Source organism: Acidithiobacillus sp. (assembly GCF_027322205.1).
In the GTDB taxonomy this organism is placed as follows: Bacteria; Pseudomonadota; Gammaproteobacteria; order Acidithiobacillales; family Acidithiobacillaceae; genus Acidithiobacillus.
The window spans coordinates 1-20,643 of sequence record NZ_DAHVHY010000038.1 but is presented as its reverse complement, the minus strand read 5'-3'; the positions used below and the strand labels follow the sequence as shown (position 1 = coordinate 20,643).

The window sequence follows — 20,643 nt, the reverse complement described above, 5'->3', positions numbered from 1 at the left end:
AGACTGGGAAGCGGTGAAGCAGGCGCAAAAAGCGTTTGAGGATGGCTTGCTGGAAGCTTTTCGGAAGCGGAAACGTTGATGTGGGCAGCGGGGAATCTGCATAATAAAGCATCCCGTCGCGTCTCTGCTCTGCTACATCAGGATGATGTCGTATTGTTCCTGTGTATAGGTCGCTTCTGCCTGCACCTTGATGGGCCGGCCGATAAATTCCTCCAGTGCCGCAAGGCTGGTGCTCTCCTCGTCCAGGAGTTTCTCCATGACTTGTGGGGAGGCCAGAACCACAAAGCGTTCGGCGGGGTAGGCGCGGGTTTCGCGGACGATCTCGCGGAGAATTTCGTAGCAGATGGTTTCTGCGGTTTTCATGAAACCGCGTCCATGGCAGTAGGGGCAGGGTTCGCAGAGGGTCTGGCGCAGACTTTCGCGGGTGCGTTTGCGGGTCATTTCCACCAGGCCCAGAGAGGAGATCTGGGTGATGTTGCAGCGGGTGCGGTCGCTCTGGATGGCCTTTTCCAGCGCGCGCTGGACGCGGCGTTTGTGCTCTTCGTCTTCCATGTCGATGAAGTCGATGATGATCATGCCGCCGATGTTGCGCAGCCGCATCTGCCGGGCGATGGCGGCGGCGGCCTCCAGATTGGTCTTGAAGATGGTTTCTTCCTGATTGCGCCGTCCCACGAAGCCGCCGGTGTTGACGTCCACCGTGGTCAGCGCCTCGGTCTGGTCGATAATGAGGTAGGCACCGGACTTGAGGGTGACCCGGCTTTGCAGGGCGCGCTCAATTTCGTCCTCGACATTATAAAGATCGAAGAGCGGACGCTCGCCGCTGTAGTGCTCGATGCGGTTGGCGACTTCCGGGATGACGCCCTGACAGAAGGCCAGGGCGGCATCGACCGTTTCCCGCGAATCGATGCGTACCCGTTGAATATCGTCGGACATCACATCGCGCATCATGCGTATGGCGAGGTTGAGGTCGCTGTGAATCTGGCTGGGGGCCGGGCTGTGCTCCAGTCGGGCGCGAATGGAGTCCCACAGGCGCCGGAGAAAACCAATGTCTCCGGCGAAATCGGTCTCTTCCACGCCTTCCGCGAGGGTGCGGATGATGTAGCCGCCAGCCTCTTCGGGTGGAATCGCGGATTTGAGCCGCTCCTTGAGCCGAAAACGTTCTTCAGGTGATTCAATGCGGGTGGAGACGCCAATGCGCGGCACAAAGGGCATATAAACCAGATAACGTCCGGGCAGGGTGATGCGGGTGGAAAGGCGCGCACCTTTGCTGCCGAGGGGGTCCTTGATGACCTGCACCAACACTTCCTGCCCTTCGTGGAGCAGGGCACAGACATTGCGGATCTCGTGCTGACCAGCACGGGTTTCGATGTCCGTCTCGCCTTGCACTTCCTCGCTGTCGTCCTGAATATCCGCGGCGTGGAGGAAGGCGGTGCGTTCCAGGCCGACATCGATGAAGGCGGCCTGCATCCCGGGCAGGACGCGGCGGACGATGCCTTTGTAGATATTGCCCACCAGACCGCGATGACCGCTGCGCTCGACCTGGAGTTCCTGGAGGACGCCGTTATCCACCAGCGCGACGCGGATTTCCTGGGGGGTGACGTTGATCAGCAGTTCTTCGCTCATGGTTGTCCTGAGAGGCAAGAGGGGGAGAGGCCGCAAGCGGCAAGCATCTCCGTCGTTTCAAAAAGGAGCAGGGCCAGGCGGTGCGGTGCGGTCGAGGCGAGAATCAGGCGGGTCACGGAGCCGGGCTGGCGTTCACCAACAGCAGTTCGGCTGTTCCCGGACTGAGGCCGACACCGGTGGCCAGGGCCAGCACCGTACCGGGGATACCATTGCGGCGCAGGGTGCGGAGAATGGTTTCGGCGCGTTGGGTGGCGACATTGGCGCCCAAGGGCTGGGGGGCTACCCGCACGAGTATTTCACTGGCTGCCGTCTGCTTGAGGATGCCGGAAATAGCCTGCAAACGCTGTTTGCCGTCAGTGGAAAGCTGGGTGTCGCTGCCGAACAGGCTGGTTACCGGCATGGTGACATGTACTCCGTCGCTGGCAGCCCGAACCTGGGCGTATACCGTCAGCGCCCTGCCGTAGCTGGGCAGCGCCGTGAGCGGGCTAGCGGGTGCGCCAGGGACGGCACCCTGCTGTTTCGCCAACCCGGCCAGGCGATGTTCTTCAGATTGCAACATCTGCTGCTGCTGCCGGATTTCGGCTTGCAGATGCTGGGTTTGGGCACCGCTCATGGTTTTGCTCGCCAACTGTTCGCGCAGTTTGCCATATTCGTTCTGTAGCGTCTGGTGTTGGCGGGTCAACGACTGCACCTGGTGTTGCAGGCTGCTGAGCCGGTCTTGTTCTGCCGCCTGTTGACGTTGTTCGCGGAGGCCGGCGAGGCGCGCGTTAAAAATGGCGCGATCGACCTGGAAAAGCACAGGGTTGACCTGATCGCGGGTCATCATCCGCAGGCTGCTGTGCAGACTGGAGAGGGTGGCGGGGGGTATGGGCGGGCCGCTGCGCTGGGCCTTTTCTAGGCGCTGGAGGGCTTGCTGCAAGGCCTGCGTGGTGGCGATATCGGCCGCCGCTATACCGGGCAGCGCAAGGAGCAGGGCGACGGCGATGAGGTGACGGGCGCGCATCATGAAGCCTCCTTGGCGATTTGTGCTTTGGTGGCGTCAATTTGCTGGCGGGTCGTAGCTATCTGACTCTGCAAATTGCCAATCTGACTTTGCAGCGCCGCGCGCTGACTGTTGCTCGGGGCCACATTCAGGCGGGCCTGAATGTTGTCGAGCAGGATTCTGGCGAGCAGGGTCTGACGCTCGGCATACACATAATCGCCGCGCGCCGCTGCTTCCCGTGCGGCGTGCAGTGCCTTCTCTACCGGTGCCAGTTGCCGCGTATTGACTGCGGGTGAGAGAGCGAGGATGTGTTCCCGGCCCGCCTGTACGGCAATGGCGTCGGAGACGTTCTGTTGCGGGCTGACCTGCACCATCTGCGCGCAGGCGCTGAGGCCCAGACTCAGAGCCAGGGCCATCCCCAGGCGGGGACAGAGACTTCGGTTCCATAGCGTGTTCACGTCAGCGTCACTCCTCTCCGCCACGATGATAAGGTAATCCGGCCTGAATGCTCCAGGCGCGGTACAATTGTTCAGCCAGCACGACGCGCACCACCGGGTGCGCGAGGGTCAGGGGTGACAAGGACCAGCGCCAGTCCGGTTGCAGGGCCGGATCGAGGCCGTCGGGGCCGCCTATCCACAGCGCCACATCGCGCCCGCCAGCGAACCAGGTGTCGATGTGCTGCGCCAAGGCCTCACTGTCCAGAGGCTTGCCGCCTACTTCCAGCGCCACCCGCTCGGCGCCGCCGGGGGTGGCTGCCAGAATCCGCTCGCCTTCTTCGCGCCGCCAGCGTACTGGATCGCCACTGCGCCCGCGTCGCGCCAGCGGCAGTGCGCGCCACTCGACGCGCAATTGCGGCGGCATCCTTGCGGTGTATTCGGCGACACCCGCCTCTACCCATGCCGGCATTTTACTGCCGATGGCCAGCACCCGGAGGCGCATCGCGGATCAGCACCCCTCGCTTTGACCACGCATCTGCGGGAGCTCTCCCCAGAGCCGCTCCAACTGATAAAAATCGCGCACTTCCGGGCGCATCACATGGACGACGACGTCACCGAGATCCACTAGCGCCCAGTCGCCGACAGCGAGCCCTTCCTTGCCTATGGGTTTTACGCCTTCTTCACGCATGCGTGCCATCACGGCGTCGGCCAGCGCCCGCAGGTGGCGGTCGGAGTTGCCGGAGGCGATGATGAGATAGTCGGTGATGTCGGTTTGTTTGCGGACATCAATGCTCTTGATGTCGAGCGCTTTGTGTTCATCGAGAACGGAGATGGCCAGATCGCGGAGGGTTTCTGCTGTCGCCAAGTGTGATGATCCTTTGTGGTCGGGTTATGGGCTATGGTAAAGCCCTTCGGCGTCAATATAATCCAATACTTCGTCCGGTAACAGAAAACGCGGACAGTGATGACTGGCGAGCAGGCTGCGGATGCTGGTGGCGGAGATCTCCAGCGCGGTGACCGTGTGGAACAAAATACGCCCGGCTGGCGTCTGGCGCAGGGTGCCGACATCTTCACAACGGCGCTGATAGAGGGCTTGGCGCAAGGCCTCCGGCAATTCGGCGGCGGGCCAGCCGGGGCGCCCGGTAACAATGAGGTGGGTGAGGTCCAGAATGTGCTGCCAGTGGTGCCAGGTGTCGAAGCGCAGAAAGGCGTCCATGCCGATGACCATGGCGAGTAACGCATCCGGGCGTTGCTGGCGCAGGGCAGTGAGGGTGTCGACACTGTAGGACGGCCCTTCCCGCTCCACTTCCCAGGAGCTGACCGTGAAGTGCGGATGGTGGGCGACGGCGATGCGGGTCATGACCAGACGATGGCGGGCATCGGCCCATGGGCTTTGGCGGTGGGGCGGGTGCCCGGCCGGGATCAGCATCACCTGTGCGACGCCGAGGGCCTGCCGCACCTCTTCCACGGCGCGCAGGTGCCCGTAATGGATGGGGTCGAAGGTGCCGCCGAGGATGACCAGATCATCATGTGTGGAACGGTGCATAAGTGGAATATAACCAAGGGCCGCCCGTGGGGGAAGCCGACCGCTATCGAAATGCGCCCGGCTTGCGGAGATTAAGGGGTGCAGCCCGCCGCGCTCACATTGCCATCGAGCGAGTCGATCAGCGCGGGCAGTGCATGCATGGCGATGCCATGTTCCACGGTTATCCGCGGGCTGGTTTCATCCTCTGTTGCGTTGGTGTCAGACGAATGCTTCTGACAGAAAAGCAGGGTTGGTGTCGCTTCTTCGCCGCTGGTCTGCAGCAACGCGGTGTTGGTGTTGATGGCCGCTATGTCTTTTGAAGGAACGTGCGCCAGGGGCCGGGTGCCCCCCTCTTCGGTGTTGTCGTTAAATCCCTTCTCGTTATTCGCCCAGGCGGCTGCCCGGTCGTTGGCGGCGAGAATCGTGGCGGCCTTGGCGACACTGGAGTTTTTCAGAAAACCAACCGGAATTATTTTTGCCCGCAACTGACCGTTGGCGACGGGTTTTTGTAACGCGTCCCAGAGCAGATGGCAGTAGATGCAGTTGGGGTCCATAAACACCACGATCAGCGGGCCGGCATGGCCTATCATGAAGCCCGGTGCCTTCATGACCGCCGGAGCAATAGGCTCGACAGGGGTTTTCCGAGGTTGGGCCAGATGCTCATCAGGTTTGGGACTCGGGCTGGTGGCGCACCCGGCGAGCAGTAGCGGGCCGAAAAGCAGCGCCGCTAAACTCAGTCCTGTGGCTTTTCTGAATCCAATGCGCCCCTTTGTTTTGTTGCCCTGATCTTCGGTCTCCATGGTCACTCTCCCCAATTTTTGCGAAACGAATCCCGCCAGAGCGTAAATACTAGCAAATGCGCCGGAGTCTGGCACATCGCCTGCGGAGTTTGGTTTGGTGAAAGTTTGTCGCTATGCTCAGGATAATGCCCGCTCCGGCCAGGGACGATTGGGCGCTCAAGGAGTGCATGTCATGATTTTAACGATTCCTGCTCCCAGCCGGGAGGATCCCGCCGCCGATATACCGGGTATGGCGGTACTGGCAGGGGGCTGCTTCTGGTGCGTGGAAGCGGTGTATCTGGATCTTGCCGGGGTGACGCGGGTGGTGTCCGGTTATACGGGCGGAGCGGCGGAGACGGCGAACTACCGGGCGGTGTGCGGTGGTGTAACAGGCCACGCTGAGGCGGTGGAGATTCACTACGATCCGACGCTACTATCTTTTGGCCGTTTGTTGCAGGTCTTTTTTGCGGTGGCCCACGATCCGACGCAGCACAACCGGCAGGAGAATGATGTGGGGACACAGTACCGCTCCGCGATATTTACCCTGAATGATGCTCAGGCGGCGCTGGCGCGGGATTATGTGGCGCAATTGAATCAGGTGGGTGTTTTTGCCGCACCCATCGCCACTGAAATCGCACCCCTGACACATTTTTATCCCGCCGAAGACATGCATCAGAATTATGCCCGCCAGCATCCCGATCAGCCCTATATTTGTGCGGTGGCGCTGCCGAAAGTGGAAAAACTGCATGCGTGTTTTCCGCAGTTGTTGCGTAAAAATTGAAGGAGATTATGGCGATGATCCGTTCATCTGCTGGATTTGATCTGACCCCGATTGATACCGGGAAACGTGCGGAAATGGCGCTGGGTTTGTCTGCCGAAGTGCGCCATGTGCTCTTTGAGCATGGCACGGAGCCACCCTTCTGTGGCGGACTGCTGCATGAAACAGGTGATGGGACTTTTGTTTGCGCGTTATGCAGTTTGCCGTTGTTTCGCTCGACAGCCAAGTTTGAGTCGGGGACGGGCTGGCCGAGTTTTTGGGAGCCTTATGCGCCTGATCACGTCCGCGAGATTCGTGATGCCAGTCACGGTATGGTCCGTACGGAAATCCGCTGTGCCCGCTGTGATAGCCATCTTGGGCATGTGTTTCCCAATGGCCCAACACCGACGGGGCTGCGCTATTGTCTGAATTCGGCAGCGCTGCGCTTTGAAAAGGCCACTTAGTTTCCATCGGAAAAGCAGGTTTTATGGACTGGCCGGAGGGTTACGTCTGGCTACTCTGGATGGTGATTTCAGGAACTTCTCAGCACCCGGCCTCGATTGGATTCTGGTGAACGCATGAGTCTCCGGTTACAGGTTCACGACAGACGGAAAGACATAACCAAGGATAGCAAGGCGGGCATCGTGGGGTATGAGATGCCGGTTAACCGGATTTCTACGTGTTCGAGCCGCCCAGGGGTCTGGCGGAGATGGATACGGGCTTGAGGGCGTGTACCGGGCGGATACTCTGGATGCTGGGGGAAATGTCAGGATCATTGCGCTCTTATCCCCGCAGCACTCGCGCATGAAACGCCAAATGCTCTCCGATAAAACTGGCGATGAAAAAATAACTGTGATCGTAACCCGCATGCCAACGCAGCGTTAGCCGGTCATCTTTCAATGCCTCCAGCCATTCAGTTTTGAGTTCCTTTTCCAGAAAGGGGTCTGCCCGCCCCTGATCTACCAGAACAGGCGTGCACCTGGTACCGACGGTTTCCTTGCATTGCGCAATGATAACCTTACGTAAATAGCTGAACAGCCCATTTCCATCAAATGGAGAATGTCGTTATTGAGCGACGGAGGAACCGGATGCCGCACCTCCTCTCCAACTGACCAATAAATAATAGCTTTTAATCCTATGCTATTGATGGTCGTCATTTCACATGCTGCTACGGATCACTTTCGCTGTGTTGCCTTACAGCGACGAAAATATGGTTCAGGGTTATCAACTATGAACTGGTACCGCTAAAAAACAACCGATAGCGGCTGTGGCATGATATCTGCAGTGCAATGCATATATGGTTTAAGAAAACTGCCAGATCATGGAGTTTTATCGTGTTTAAAGATGCTGATGCCTTTAACGTTTCCGGAGCACCACTAGCTCATGGTGAAATAAATCCCGCACGTCACACACCCCCCCTGACGCAGCATTACCTGGACCACCTAGCATTGACACCCGCACAGCGGCATTGGGTGGAACGGGAGGTTACACAGGTGCCAAGCGGTTCAGGCAGTGATAAGGCATTCAGTGCATTACAGGCCGCGCTCGGGTCCCTCGCGGATGGTGATGAACTTCATGCGAGGTTGACGCTCTCGTTGCCCGCCACGCGTCACGCCGAGCATCCTGCGGCATGGTTGCGCCGTCAGCAAGCTCCAAGTATTCGCCGTTCATCAATGGCCTCTAAACCGTTTCTGCGTTCTCCGCAAGAGGTGTTACGGCACTTTTTCAGTCAGCAACACGTCGCTTCAAGGACAGGCACCAGCCTCAAGGCTGCTTTCGCATTTTCAACACGCCGTACCTCTGCGCGCGGTAAAAGGCTTGCCAGGGCCGCCGTCGTATGGGGCATTATCCTGATGGGCGGCTTGACTGCCCCGGCATTTGCACATGCCCACGAGGATCATTTCCAGCCCAATCCCAGCTATGAAACGCAACAGTTGACGAACAGGGACCGGGGTATATTTCGGGCAATAGGCCCCGATGGCTTGCAAAAAACCAGCGCGCCAGCATCATTGCTCCAGGTTATTACTGCCTGATTCCTAAGATCTCTTGCTGCGCTGCAGCAGATAGGTCCAAGTGTCGCTGAGGGTATGGCCACGCGATTCCAGAAAGGCGCGAACGTTGGTCGGATGATGCGCTGGCGGCAGGATCTGAGCTTGCCACTGCCACTGATGATTGGCCGGGTCGAAGCGTACCGCGGAATGGATTAAACGCGTACCAGGCCCCACGGAAATATGTGCTTGCACGGGGGTGTTCGCCGGGAGTCGGCCCAAACCACCACCCGCGAAATTTACCACAATACGGCGACTACCACCGCCGTGTGGTACGGTCCCGAGATAAGTCGCGACAGGGTGACCCCCCGGCGGCAGATCGGCGGCGTCGCGGAAAAAATTGAGCCGATACCGAACGGAAAATGCCTGTCCCGGCTGCGGGGGATGTCGGGGCACCCAAAACGTCACGATATTGTCAAGATTGCGGTTATTGGTAGGTAATTCCACCAACTCTACCTGCCCCTTTCCCCAATCGTTCAAGGGTTGAATCCAGACACTCGGACGCTTCTGATATTGCGTGTTGATTCCCTCATAATTGGCGAATCGCCGATCCTGCTGAAACAAACCAAAGCCCTGCGGATGATCCAGGGTATACCGCGTGACTTGCGTATACAGCGGGTTATTCAATGGTCGGGTAATCCACTCGCCATCACCATTGGCCATGATGAGGTCACTGGAATCGTGCTGTTGTGGATGCCAGTCACCGGCGCGAATGCCGCGCCCACGACCATGCCAGAACATGCTGGATAACGGTGCGATTTCCAGTTGACGAATCTTTTTGCGCGGATACAGCACCGCATGGACGCGAATATGTGTGCTCTTGCCGGGCGTCACTTCAAAGCGATAGGCACCGGTTATCAACGGACTATTGAGTAGCGCATAAATCGTCAGGTGATGCACGCCAGGTTTTGGGCGCTGTAGCCAGAATTCCTGGAAGTACGGGAAAATTTCACCGGAGGGCAACGCAGTATCAATCCCGAGTCCGCGCGCCGAAGTGCCATAGACCGCATCCTTGTTCACCGCCCGAAAATAGCTCGCGCCGAGAAAAGACAGAAATTCATCGTGCTGCCGCGCATATCCAGTATCTTTAACAAGGAAACCCGCATAGCCGCCATTTTTGGGGATATGAACCTTTTTCGCCAGTCGGCCTTCGACGGAAAATGTCTTCGAATCATAGCGAATGGGATACGCCTGACCGTTGCGAATCACATTGACGCGCACGGGATGATCGAAGGTGCCGCCCAACGGGTAAAACAAGACTTCAAAGGGCAAACCATCGTGCTTCCACAGCGGACGGGTGTCGAGAATATGCCCATACGCCTGCGGACTCAGTTGGCGCAGGCTTTTACTGGCCTCCACCGGGCGCGGATGCCAGGGGCTCCGGGCGAGATTATGGGCGTCATGCACCACCTGACTGAACGTGAATGGCATCGCCAAAGCACCCGGAGCAACAGCGGTGAGCAGTGCCCCACAACACAGGGGAAGCAGGATGATACGGATATTGAATATTGATTTGCATATAGCCATGTTGTTGAATCTGGCAAGTTATATGCCACCAGTCGCAGGTCGTTAATTTTGTGTAAAAATGTCTTAATAAGGCTATAGGTGCACAACCATTTTCGTCGCCTGAGGACAACAAAATAAATGATCTGCGCGCGACCACAGTAAATACTCATATAGTGGGATCCAGTTATAATTGGCGGATTCCGGCAGGAGAGAAAATATTTTAGCCGTTATGTGCGAGTGTCGCTTATTGGCGACAATAATAACAGGCATGGCATTTTTCAGATAAGCACGGATTACCTTGATAGATTCATATTTTAGACATAACTACATGTTTTTCATAAACAACATTATTGCATTAAAAGTGCTTGGCTATGATATGGTCGGTACGGCTTCCAACCTGATCAGATCGTTGTAACTCCGACGATGTCAGTACCTCCAAGGATTTATCCGGTCTATTGAGCAGTCGTAGTCGGTAGCGATACGCCATGGTCTGGGGAGCTGCTCGCATGAATTGTCATAAAAAAGTCATGTAATCTTCATGCTAATGTCACACAAGCCAGTTATCCTGTGCGGAGCTGCAATACTAGCCCCCACAAGGAGATCTGCATGAGTCAGTTCACGGACACGCGCGTAGCCCAACTCAGTGTCATCGATTTCCTCAACAATGCCCCGGTGAGTTTCTTCCATGTGTGTGTTGCGTTCACAGCGGATATGGGATTTTCATTATGCTATTGATCTTAATTAAGTATATAGCCTTACACGCGGTGCATGTGCTACGCACGGTAATGTTGGCGCAGACGCGAACCCCTCTCTGCCGATCCTGGGCCGGATCGCCGCAAGGCCCACGGATCCTTCTGCTGGTGAATGCACGGACCGATGGTAAAACGGTCGTCTCTGTTGAAGTGGCTCTGGAGCGTGCTGGCGGCCAAGTAAGACGGGTCATGGAGCGTTTTGAAGCCGAACAGTTGATGCGGCGCTGGGATCCTGAAGTGTTTGTTCTGCTCGGATGGTCTGCCACGACCGGCGACTGGCTGCAGAGTCTGCAATTCGTACCCCATCAGGACGCTTTGCCCTTCCTGGTAGTCGGCAATGGTGCGGAAGAAGACCACCAGGAACCAACTGCCGTGGCAGCTCTGGAAGTAGGCGCGCAGGCGTATATTCCCGCCAGTCTGGGGCTGGAAATCTTGACCGCCCAGGTGCGCGGTCTCCTCAAAAAGTTGCGCGCACATGCGTCTGCCCAGGTGGGTGAAGAGGAAAACCTCTGCATTGATCTCGTGTCGCTGCGGGTCTGGATATTGGGGCAGGAAATTCATCTGCCGCGACGGCTTTTCTATCTGCTTCACTATTTCGCCGCCCATCCGGACGAAGTCGTTTCCAACGATCAGATCGCCGACATCCTGTGGGGAGGTAAGGGCACCTATTTTGCCCCCAATACGCTGGCGGTCAAGATCTATCGTTTACGCAAGATTTTGGAAAGTGCCGGTGCCAAAGGCTGGCTGGAAACAGTGCGCAGTTTCGGATACCGCTTTTCACCACCAAGCAATACGTAAAATATCATAAAATGACATAACAATGTCATAAAAACGCTACCCGAGTGCCGCACGGATGCAATATTTGGCTGTTAGCATAGGGGCGATTCCAGGAAACAAAAGACCTCTATTTCTGGTGGCGACTGTTACGGGAGTGGCTGGACAGTTACTGGGGAAACCAGGTATGCCACGTACGGTTTATGTCAGTATAGTAGCGCCTTATTCTGGTTTCGTACGGTAATACTGTTTAACCGAGATGAAGCATTCCTTCGCCTCTGTTTTCAAATATCGGATTGTCATGTTGTGGTCATTATAGCGTAATACGGCTGTCATAATCCTCCTGTATCATTCTTTTGTTGCCTGGGCAACATTATGGAACTATGTAATTTATGCGAGCATTTTTATACAGGAGCTAGAAATGAATAAGCGGTATCGTATAAACCCGTTATTGTTCGCAATGTGTACCGCAGGACTATGTACTTTTAGTGCTCTGACAGCCGCCTTGGGTGCCGATTCGGCGTCGGCAACCAATGTTGGCGAAGTAAACGCTTCGGCCAAGGCACTTTCTGAATCTGCCAAGACGCTGGCCAATACGGACGGTAAGCTGACCAAAAAGAAAATTTTCAAATCCACGCAATCTCAGGCGGTTCTTGGAAAACGTGAAATTCAGGGTGTAGGCCCGGCCGCAGGAGCGGCGCAAGCGCTCTCTCTGGCACCTGGTATCGCTGTCCGTGGTTATGGCGGCATCGCATCGACCGCGCGCTATGAAATCGCCGTGCGCGGCGTGAAGGTAGGCTGGTCATCCGTGAACGGGGATGTCGAGCGCAACGGCCTGACGGTGCTGTTTGACGGGATCCCCATGAACAATCTGATTGCGCATAACGGTGGCTGGGATTCCAACGAAATCCCTATTCTCCAGATGATCCATGGCATCAACGTGACCTACGGTCCCGGAAATCCCGCCGGACGGTGGTTCGATAGTATCGGCGGCACCATCAACTTCGTACCGCTGCAACCATCCGTAAAACCGAGCGCGGAGATGGGCACCTCCTTTGGCAGTAACGGCACCCTCGGCTACAACTTTGATCTCAAAACGGGGATGTACGACGGCTGGTCCGCGGTGCTGGCCGGAGGCTATACGAAAAACAACACGTTCCGCACGGGCTCGTTCAACGCCCCAGCCCAGTCTTTTGCCTACTTTGGCAAGGCGGTGAAGACGTTCAGGGGGGTACCTTCAGTCTCGGCGGTTACGTGGACAGTTCGCGCGAGTTCAGACCCAATTTCATCCCGGTTACCCCCATACAGGGCATTACTACCCAAGGCCTGAACGCCAACGCACCTTTGTATAGTCAGCAGACCAGTGGATATTACGCATCACTGCCAGAGTCCATCTGGTTTAAACAGTTGCAGGTGCAAGACTACATGCTGTACTCCAAGCTGAATTTCCATCTCAGCAGGGACGTTACGCTGCATGAATTAGCGTGGTATCGCCATGGCCACCGGGTGCATTATCGCATTAACAATTATATACCAGGGAATAATGCGAACTCCGAGTATTACAATCCAACCTCGGACACCTATGGGGACAAGCTGTATTTTGACTGGCAGTTGCCGATGAATCTCCTGAAGGCGGGCGGGTCGTGGATTTATCAGCAATACACCACGCCCTATGCAGGATACAACACGCTTCTCGGCACCAGTCCGTCGTTTCCCACTCAGTACAATAGTGACGTTCTGTATAACAACTATTTGACGGGTTTTATTCAGGATACGATCAGGCCATTCTCCGGCTTCAAGATTACGCCGGGCATTGCCGCGGTCCAGTACCAGACCCAGATGTACAATAATGGGAACCAGGTATTCGCCAATCATCCTGCCGGCGCCCAAAATCAGACGCTGATCAATAGCGCTGCGGATACCATATCCGGTATTGAACCTTCGGTTGGCGTTCGCTTTGCACCAGTAAAGTGGAGTTCCATATATGCCAGTTACGCCCAGTCTTATCAAAATCCTACCGACAACAATTTTGGGGCCTACAACAGCCACGGTGGCGGCATAGATTTCAACAGTTTGAAGCCGGTAAAAAGTACGGATTATGAGGTCGGAGCCAAATTTTTGGTGCATAACTGGATGATGTTGCATAACTTCATGTTCAATATCAACTACTACTATGATCATCTGGCCAATGAGACCATAGCGACCTACCTGAGCAACATCGCCCAGACCAAGTTTGCATCGGCCAACGCGGTGGTGAATGGCGTAAATATCGCCATCGCCGACAACCCATCCGGGAACTGGCACCTGTTTGCCAATCTGGCGCTCAATCATTCGTACTATACCTCATATACTCCGCAGGGCGGTGGTACGACGTTATACGGTGCGAATGTATCTTATAGCCCGGACTTCACCATGAGTGCAGGCATCGACTATCGATACTACTATCATGGATTCCTATTTTCCCCCCAGTTTGTGGATCAGTACACAAGCTCACAGTACCTCTTCAACAACGTGACCGGTGCGCCATCGCACCAGAAACAGCCGGGATATAATGTCTCAAATATTATTCTCGGGGTGAAAACGACCAGATTGAATCAGTACCTTCCGACGCTGAAAGACGTGAAGCTCTCTGTGGGAATATATAATCTCTTCGGTGCACAGTATAATCCCATCGAGTATATCACCAGTGGTGGGTACTTCGGTGGTAACAGCGCTGGCGCCATTCTGGCTGATCCGGGCGCTCCACGGCAGTATTTTTTGACAATGGGAGCCAAGTTCTAAACTGTTTATGCGCTGCGTCTTGTGACGCAGCGCACTGCAAGGATGTCCGCTGAATGATGACAGTTAATGGGCGAGTGCATCTTTTTGCACATGACAGCTAATTATTACGTTTTGGCGTTTGCAGTAACGTGTCAAAACACATCTGTCAATTGCAACATTCAGTGCCACCTGTTAATATTCTATCTGTGAATAGCCAGATTTATTTTTTAATTTATATCATCAAACTACGGAGTTTTTCATGTCTGAAGTAATTCAAGAATGGCCAAGAAGTACGCGATGGATACATGCGGGATTTGCATTGGTAGTGACTTTTCTGCTTTTTAGCGAGCTCGACATGAAGGCCATATGGAAAAAGGTCGGTGAGCTTCCATTCCGGCACTTGCTATTTCATGCGCACATGTGGGTTGGTATGTTTGCGACGCTGATTATCCTGGCATTTTGGCTCGAAATTATGCGTATCAAGAATCTGCGATCACATCTTTTCCCATACAATGGAGAGTATTTGGAAAATGTATGCAGCGATATAAAGGGGCTGGTAGACAGAAGACTACCTCCCAGTGGGATGCGCGGTGGTTTGCCAGGGATGGTGCATGGATTCGGTTTGCTGGCCGTGACTGGCATGGCTATTTTAGGATTTATAATGTTTTTCCTGATCCCCAATTACGGGGTGGCTGCGCCTATAGGCATTTACCAACTACCCAAGAAATTACATGACTTTCTGTCATCATTTGTTTGGTTATATTGGTGGGGCCATATTGCTATGGCCGCATTGCATACCATTAAATCTCCCGTCGTGTTGCGAGTATTCAGGCCCTAGCAAGGGGTCCTCCGCAATATTTATTCCCCTGGAAGCCACCCCCTTGGAATGCTCCCGTATCTGTACCTGGGTGCATTCCTGATTGCGGGTGGCGCAGGAGGCGTGGCGTATCTCGTATGGCTCGCATGTTTATTGAGCTGACGGGTTCTCTGAAAGTGTGCTAGTGGTCGCCACGATGATAATATCGACGCCCGCGCTCTTCTTGCCGCCGATCTTCTCTGTGCTGCTCGCCATCTCTGTATCGGTGCTCATCACGGGACCTATAGTCTGAACGTTGACCATAGTAAGTCTGCGGTTTCATATAGTAACCAGGAGCATAATTCTGGTTGTCAGCAAACGCGCTGGGGGTAACGGAGAAGGTGAGCCCCAGGAGAAATAATGGTGTTATCAATAGATGTTTTTTCATAGGACCCCGCATGTCAAGAAAATACGTGTTAACAATGTCAGCCTGTCACTATTAACGCACTGCACAGGATGAGTTGCGATCAGCGATCCTCACCGTGATGCCACCCATCGCCCCGTTCCCCGTAATGGCCTCCATAATAACCCCCATACGGCGGAGCCACTATACAGCCAGAAAGCATGGAAGCACCCACAAAAAGTAATGTCGCCACATAAATTAGCCGCGTTAGTTGCTTCAGATTGCCCACAAGATCCCCTCCCTATAATGACTGTGAATTTCGCTCCAAGACGCTTTTTGCTAATAAAGCGTTCAACGCTCCGCTCTATCCACACACCTGTCATCTCCCATAAAACAGTTAAGCGGATTGAATGTCAAGTTGTTAATTAGCCCTGCTTCAAGCGGTAATAATAGGAGCTTCTTATGGTTGCCGGCGAAATGAACCGCTTCGCAATACGATTAAGACTTTGCTGAAATCGGTCCGTTGGGGTCAAGTTCAACGACCAGTTCACGGACATGGAACTTTTGGAAATGACCGGGTGTCATAGAATGGTTCTACCTGTAGAACGAGTAGACTGTGCTAACTATTCCATTGCTGAACATTATAGATAATGAGAATTATTATCGTTGTGTTATCGGTGGTGGGGCATTTTGATGAAACAGATCCCTTCCCTACACCAATACGGAGATAGATATATTATGCACCCATTAATGCGCAAAATGACGGCAGAATTCATTGGTACCTTTGGACTTATCTTTTTTGGTGGTGGCGCGGCGGCCATGGGTAAACCACTCATAGATATCGCTCTGGCGAACGGGTTGGCCATCATGATTGCGGCCTATGTATTCGGGGACATCAGCGGCGGCATTGTGAATCCTGCGGTCACTCTTGGTGGTGCCATAGCGGGAAAAATCAGTTGGCGGGATGCGGGCATGTATATGATTGCTCAGATCCTTGGCGGAATAGCCGCTGGATTTGCACTGCTCACGGTGCTGCACGGACCCATGGGGCACCTGGGTGCCACAACCATCAACACAAACCTGATATCTGTCCCAGGGGGGTTTATGCTGGAGGCGTTAGGGACGTTCTTTCTCACCACCACCGCGCTGTATACCGCCATGAGCGATCGTGCTGGTAACGCCGCACCGCTGGCCATAGGCTTTACTTTGGTCATGATTGTCACCTTCATGGGACCACTTACGGGAGCCAGCGTCAACCCGGCACGGACGTTGGGTCCTGCCGTGGCAGGTGATTACTATCCCCATATATGGGTTTATCTTATTGCAACCCCGTTAGGGGGGCTGGTCGCCGGTTTGCTCTATAAATTCATGCAGGAAAGCAAAACCGACATGCATTTTATGGAAGCAATGAAAGAAGAAGGGGTAAATCTCTAGTTTTTTGCATCCGCAGAACACGGGCCAGCAACAATCCGACGGCGACCAGGAGAGGTTATGCCAATGGCAGAAAAACCCATCGCCGTGCATCACCTGGTGACGGGCGTCAGTTTGTGCCGTCGTGGGGGGGTATCCATGTTTCAGCGATCTGTTGCTGCGTGACCGCCATCGCACTCGCCATGTGCTGGCGGCAGGTGTCCAGTTCCGCGGCAGAGTGGGCGGTACCCACGCAATAATGATAGGCTTGATGGGCTTTGCCCAGTGCGGACTGCTGCAAGTCGTGACGATCCAGATACTCGTCCAGCCGACATTGACAAACCTCTTCGAGGTTTTGTATCTGACCAAGTATCGTTGGTGCGAGGCGGTAGATGCCGTCAAACTGCAGGTGCGACGCATAGGCGCCGAGCAGGGTGCGCGGCTGGGTGTCTTGGGCTATACCGTTCCAGGCACGGAGCCACTCCAGCAAGGCTTCTTCCGGCATCGGGCGGGCGATGGCATAGCCCTGCACGCATTCCACCCCTAATACGGCCAAGGCATTGATGGTTTCTGCGGTCTCTGCGCCTTCCACCACATAGCGCGCGCCAATGGACTGGGCGAGGGCGCCGACGCTCATGACGAAGACCAGATCGGCGGGGTTTTGCGGAATCTCCTGGATGAAGCTCTGGTCCAGTTTGACTTCATCGACGGCGATTTCCTTGAGGCGGAGCAGTGACGCATATGCGCTCCCCACATCGTCCAGCGCGATGCGCACCCCCATGGCACGAATTTGAGCGATGCGATTTTTGGCAAGGTTGAGTGACAGGAATTCGCCACTCTCCAGAATTTCCAGCGTTAGCCGCTCCGCCGGGAGGGGGCTCTCTGTGATCGTTGCTTTTATACGTTCAAGGAAGGTACTGGAGAGCAGTACTTCGGCTGGAACATTGATGGCGACTTCCAGCGGGAAACCCGCGGTTTCCCAGTGCTGTGCCGCGAGCAGTGCCTGGTACAACATTTGTTCCGTAAGGAGTTGCCCGGCGGCGTGGTCCAGATGGCCGAGAAAAACCGCAGGAGGTAAAATCTCGTTACCCTGGCGCAGGCGTGCCAGAGCCTCGACACCGATGATCCGGCCGCTGGCCAAATGCAGTATGGGCTGGTAATACGGCACCAACGCGCCTTGATGAAGCAGTTCGATATAGGGCCGCTGTTGCATCATCGACGTCTCATCGTCACCTTGAAAGACACTCCAGAACCGTGTGCGTTGCTCCTTTTCCGCTTTGGCGGCGTAAAGGGCCTGATCCGCGTGGCGTAGCAGTTGTTCTGAGTCACCCTCATCAAAGGGGTACAAGGTAATGCCGATGCTGCCACTGATATGTACTTCGATGCTGCCCGGAAGCTGGAACGCATTGTCCAGAGCCAGACCCACCCGGTCCATGACCTTTTCCACATCTTCCATATTCCTGATATTTTCCAGGACGAGGACGAACTCATCACCGCCGATACGCGCGACAAAATCCGTTTGGCGGAGCACGGTCTGCAGGCGCTGCGCGAAGCTTTGCAGGAGAGCGTTGCCGGCGGCGTGGCCATAGCGATCATTGACGGGCTTGAAATCGTCCAGATCCAGCATGCAGATACCGAGGAGCTTTTCTTCGCGCTGGGCGCGTTGCAGCGCTTCGGGGATGCGATCGAGGAGCGCGACCCGATTGGGCAGGCCGGTCAGTGGATCGTGGCGGGCCATCCAGCTTTGTACCGTGCGCTCTTTGTCGATGCGGTCCTTGAGGTCCAGTTCGTCGAGACCATGGCCCAGTAACTTGCCCACGCGAGCGATGGTGCTGAGGATTTCACGGTCAAAAATGCCTTTATCCGGACTGGTGACCGCCATCACAGCCCAAATCTGACCATCGCGATGCACCGGGACCACGGCCATGCTCGCCCAGCCGTTACGCTTCAGTATTTCGTGCTGGGCATGGAGGCGCGGGTCGCTCAGATAGTCGTTACGATACTGCAGGCGCCCGGATTGCCAGGTATCCGCGACGAGGCTGGGTGCATATCCAAAGTGGGCGTTAACATGAATACTGCCCAGTATGCCGCTGCCGGCTCCGGCCGCGACGAGGGGGTGGAACCAGCCCTCTCCATCAGGTTGCATCACATAGGCGGTGCCAAAGAGGGTGCCTTCAGTCAGACGCTGGCAGGTTTTACGGAGCATTTCCGTTGCTGAGCGGGCACGAATGAGAATGTCGCCCTCGGCGAGAAAAGTGCGGTAGAGGCTGTTGATACGCTCTAAATGCTTTTGCTGGCGCTGGCGGCTCAGGGCGACGCCCAGCATGACGGCAAGATGGCGAATCAGGCTTTGGCGGTTGGGGTGGCTGAAAAAACCGGGGATATGGCTGTAAAAGCCGAGCAGGGCGTAGGCGCTGCCGTCTATCTGGATGGGTATGGTGGCGTTGGCGCGCCATCCGTAGGACGGGGCACTTTTCTGCCAGGGTTGGGTGCTGGGGTCGGTAGTCCAGTCATCAACGATAATGGCGTCCCCTTTCCGCCAGGCCTGCCCGGCTGGACCCTGTCCGAGGGGGCTGTCATCCACGCGGATTTCGACGCTGCCGAGATAGTCTGCAAGCGTTGCCCCCGCGACGGCGTCGCTTATCAGGCGGCCAGACGCATCGGGGCGTCCGATCCATGCCCCATCCAGTCCCTGAATGTCGAGTAGTTTATTGAGCATTCGTGATGCCAGGGCGTCCACTGGCGTGTCGCTTAACAGAAGCAGATCAATGTGCTCCATAACCTGGCGCTCTTCCAGGGCTGCGGATTCCATGCCCTGCAGTTGTCCGGCGAGATCCTCTGCCAGGTGTTGCAGAATCAGTGGCCGTAAAGAAGTTTCCACCTCCAGAAACGGACTGAGTTGTCCGAGAAGTTCGTCCGAGTAAAGCGCCATACTGCTGATCAGCCATTCCGTACGGATGCCCATCATGGCATATGCACGGCCAATAGCTTGAGCGCGCTCGCGGAGTTCCCCGGCGCTATCCGGTTGCAAGCAGAACAGGGATTGGGTTCGCTGTTCCGCTTTCAGTCGCTCGACCTGCTCGGCCGACAACCGACTCAGCATGGTGCTGATATCTGGATGGCGGGCGGCACGGGCGTAAAAAAGATCAACAGACCGTGCGACGGCGACCGTAATTTCAGTATGCTGGTGTTTTAGCAGGGCGCGCAGGGCGGTTTCAGGGGAGGTGGGGGTACGCTCAGGCATGGTTTCCTGTGGGGAGATGGATCTTAGATAGTGAGAAAATACTGATAATATGGCACAGATTATGTTTACCCAGAAAGACAAGTTAGCCGCTTTTGGACAATCTTGCCAAAATGACGCCGGTGACATTTAACGCCTGGGATCGTACAAAGCCGCATGTAGCCCGCTCATACGCCGCGTCTGGCGCTGAACGGTACTTTCCAGCCGCTCGCGCGGGGCGATGAGGGTGAAGCATTTGCGGGCGCGGGTGATGGCGGTGTAGAGCAACTCGCGGCTGAGGACGGGGCTGTCCTCGGGTGGGAGGATGAGGACGGTGTGGGCGAACTCGGAGCCTTGCGCCTTGTGGACGGTCATGGCCCAGGCGCTTTCGGTGTGGTTGAGGCGGCTGGGGAGAATGGCGCGAGGCAGGCCGTCACTGTTGGGAAAATAGACGCGCAGGCGCTTATCCGGGTCGGGCAGGGCGATGCCGATGTCGCCATTGCTGAGGCCGAGGCTGGGGTCGTTGCGGGTGACGAGGGTGGGGCGGCCAGCATACCAAAAACCACGACTTTGCAGGATGCCCTGGTGTTGCAGGTACGTTTCGATGGCGCGGTTGATACCGGTGACGCCCCAGGGACCCTGGCGCAGCGCACAGAGGATGCGGAAACCGGCGTAGTTTTTGAGGATGGTGTTAACCCATGCGCTATGCTGTTGCGGGTCTTTGGGCGGCGGCTGGCCTGCGGTTTGCCAGACGCGGCCATAGGCCGTTTCCATACCAGCGAGTGCCAGTATCTGGTGGATGGCAGGGACGGGTTGCCAGGCGATGGTGCTGGCCTGCCCGGTTTGCAGGATGCGGATGGCGGTTTCGGGG

The 20,643-nt window shown here is 55.9% G+C and carries 19 protein-coding genes; 9 read left to right on the top strand and 10 right to left on the bottom strand.

Annotation, left to right across the window (positions count from 1 at the left end):
* Positions 1 to 132: 132 nt before the first annotated feature.
* The 7 genes from rng to M7F93_RS07300 form a co-directional block, all read right to left on the bottom strand.
* A complete protein-coding gene (gene rng / locus M7F93_RS07330) occupies positions 133 to 1,623 on the bottom strand; it encodes a ribonuclease G (protein WP_298171381.1) in 1,491 nt (496 codons plus the stop codon).
* Positions 1,624 to 1,735: 112 nt separating this feature from the next.
* Positions 1,736 to 2,629, bottom strand: coding sequence for a hypothetical protein (locus M7F93_RS07325; RefSeq protein WP_298171380.1), 894 nt, complete (start codon positions 2,627 to 2,629; stop codon positions 1,736 to 1,738).
* The gene (locus tag M7F93_RS07320) at positions 2,626 to 3,063 is read right to left on the bottom strand and encodes a hypothetical protein (protein ID WP_298171378.1); all 438 of its coding nucleotides are present in this window, start codon (positions 3,061 to 3,063) and stop codon (positions 2,626 to 2,628) included. The genes M7F93_RS07325 and M7F93_RS07320 overlap by 4 nt, the downstream gene beginning before the upstream one ends.
* Before the next feature lie 7 nt (positions 3,064 to 3,070).
* Positions 3,071 to 3,544, bottom strand: a complete 474-nt coding sequence (gene rlmH, locus M7F93_RS07315; RefSeq protein WP_298171376.1) for a 23S rRNA (pseudouridine(1915)-N(3))-methyltransferase RlmH — start codon at positions 3,542 to 3,544, stop codon at positions 3,071 to 3,073.
* 6 nt (positions 3,545 to 3,550) lie between these two features.
* Entirely contained in the window at positions 3,551 to 3,907 is a 357-nt protein-coding gene (gene rsfS / locus M7F93_RS07310; RefSeq protein WP_298171374.1) for a ribosome silencing factor, read from the bottom strand.
* A gap of 24 nt (positions 3,908 to 3,931) precedes the next feature.
* Complete coding sequence (nadD, locus tag M7F93_RS07305) at positions 3,932 to 4,588, bottom strand: nicotinate-nucleotide adenylyltransferase (protein ID WP_298171372.1); 657 nt, start codon at positions 4,586 to 4,588, stop codon at positions 3,932 to 3,934.
* A gap of 71 nt (positions 4,589 to 4,659) precedes the next feature.
* The gene (locus M7F93_RS07300; protein WP_298171369.1) at positions 4,660 to 5,367 is read right to left on the bottom strand and encodes a thioredoxin fold domain-containing protein; all 708 of its coding nucleotides are present in this window, start codon (positions 5,365 to 5,367) and stop codon (positions 4,660 to 4,662) included.
* Positions 5,368 to 5,539: 172 nt separating this feature from the next.
* Between M7F93_RS07300 and msrA the strand changes: the two genes are divergently transcribed.
* The 3 genes from msrA (at position 5,540) to M7F93_RS07285 (ending at position 8,136) form a co-directional block, all read left to right on the top strand.
* Positions 5,540 to 6,127: a peptide-methionine (S)-S-oxide reductase MsrA gene (gene msrA / locus M7F93_RS07295; protein ID WP_298171365.1), complete on the top strand. Its 588-nt coding sequence runs from the start codon at positions 5,540 to 5,542 to the stop codon at positions 6,125 to 6,127.
* 14 nt (positions 6,128 to 6,141) lie between these two features.
* The gene (gene msrB / locus M7F93_RS07290; RefSeq protein WP_298171362.1) at positions 6,142 to 6,567 is read left to right on the top strand and encodes a peptide-methionine (R)-S-oxide reductase MsrB; all 426 of its coding nucleotides are present in this window, start codon (positions 6,142 to 6,144) and stop codon (positions 6,565 to 6,567) included.
* Positions 6,568 to 7,437: 870 nt separating this feature from the next.
* The gene (locus M7F93_RS07285) at positions 7,438 to 8,136 is read left to right on the top strand and encodes a hypothetical protein (protein WP_298171359.1); all 699 of its coding nucleotides are present in this window, start codon (positions 7,438 to 7,440) and stop codon (positions 8,134 to 8,136) included.
* Positions 8,137 to 8,139: 3 nt separating this feature from the next.
* Here the strand turns inward: M7F93_RS07285 and M7F93_RS07280 are convergent, their stop codons facing one another.
* A complete protein-coding gene (locus M7F93_RS07280; protein ID WP_298171355.1) occupies positions 8,140 to 9,678 on the bottom strand; it encodes an OpgD/OpgG family glucan biosynthesis protein in 1,539 nt (512 codons plus the stop codon).
* A 585-nt stretch (positions 9,679 to 10,263) separates the two neighbouring features.
* Here M7F93_RS07280 and M7F93_RS07275 point away from each other — a divergent pair.
* The 6 genes from M7F93_RS07275 to M7F93_RS07250 all read left to right on the top strand — a co-directional run bounded on the left by M7F93_RS07275 (position 10,264) and on the right by M7F93_RS07250 (position 16,576).
* On the top strand, positions 10,264 to 10,392 hold the full coding sequence (locus tag M7F93_RS07275) for a hypothetical protein (RefSeq protein WP_298171352.1): 129 nt from the start codon (positions 10,264 to 10,266) through the stop codon (positions 10,390 to 10,392).
* A 125-nt stretch (positions 10,393 to 10,517) separates the two neighbouring features.
* A complete protein-coding gene (locus M7F93_RS07270) occupies positions 10,518 to 11,207 on the top strand; it encodes a winged helix-turn-helix transcriptional regulator (protein WP_298171350.1) in 690 nt (229 codons plus the stop codon).
* A 397-nt stretch (positions 11,208 to 11,604) separates the two neighbouring features.
* Entirely contained in the window at positions 11,605 to 12,513 is a 909-nt protein-coding gene (locus tag M7F93_RS07265; protein ID WP_298171347.1) for a TonB-dependent receptor plug domain-containing protein, read from the top strand.
* A complete protein-coding gene (locus tag M7F93_RS07260) occupies positions 12,438 to 13,964 on the top strand; it encodes a TonB-dependent receptor domain-containing protein (protein ID WP_298171344.1) in 1,527 nt (508 codons plus the stop codon). The genes M7F93_RS07265 and M7F93_RS07260 overlap by 76 nt, the downstream gene beginning before the upstream one ends.
* A gap of 238 nt (positions 13,965 to 14,202) precedes the next feature.
* Entirely contained in the window at positions 14,203 to 14,781 is a 579-nt protein-coding gene (locus M7F93_RS07255) for a cytochrome b/b6 domain-containing protein (protein ID WP_298171341.1), read from the top strand.
* Positions 14,782 to 15,880: 1,099 nt separating this feature from the next.
* Entirely contained in the window at positions 15,881 to 16,576 is a 696-nt protein-coding gene (locus M7F93_RS07250; RefSeq protein ID WP_298171338.1) for an MIP/aquaporin family protein, read from the top strand.
* Between the two features lie 106 nt (positions 16,577 to 16,682).
* On the opposite strand, the gene M7F93_RS07245 is transcribed toward M7F93_RS07250, so the two are convergent.
* The gene (locus M7F93_RS07245) at positions 16,683 to 19,796 is read right to left on the bottom strand and encodes an EAL domain-containing protein (RefSeq protein WP_298171335.1); all 3,114 of its coding nucleotides are present in this window, start codon (positions 19,794 to 19,796) and stop codon (positions 16,683 to 16,685) included.
* Positions 19,797 to 19,922: 126 nt separating this feature from the next.
* Positions 19,923 to 20,643: ATP-binding domain-containing protein (locus M7F93_RS07240; protein ID WP_298171332.1), on the bottom strand; the 721-nt coding region annotated here is incomplete at its 5' end.